Source organism: Solihabitans fulvus, assembly GCF_008386585.1.
In the GTDB taxonomy this organism is placed as follows: domain Bacteria; phylum Actinomycetota; class Actinomycetes; order Mycobacteriales; family Pseudonocardiaceae; genus Solihabitans; species Solihabitans fulvus.
Genome location: NZ_VUOB01000192.1, coordinates 1 through 245 on the forward strand (window position 1 = coordinate 1; position 245 = coordinate 245).

Here is a 245-nt window from a genome sequence, read left to right on the forward strand (position 1 = left end):
AGGACACCTTCACCGAGTACGCGTACTTCTCCTCGTACTCCACGAGCTGGGTCGCGCACGCGCGGGACTTCGTGGACGCCGCGGTCGCGACCAGGGGGCTCGGCGCGGACTCGTTCGTCGTCGAGGTGGCCAGCAACGACGGCTACCTGCTGCAACACGTGGTCGAGCGGGGAATCCGCTGCCTCGGCGTCGAGCCGGCCGCCAACGTCGGCGCCGCCGCGATCCGGAAGGGGGTGCCCACCCTG

General features: G+C 71.0%; 1 protein-coding gene. It reads left to right on the forward strand.

What is annotated here, in order from left to right:
- Nucleotides 1-245 (forward strand): class I SAM-dependent methyltransferase (locus F0L68_RS41260; protein ID WP_497857960.1); only part of this gene is annotated, 245 nt, incomplete at both ends.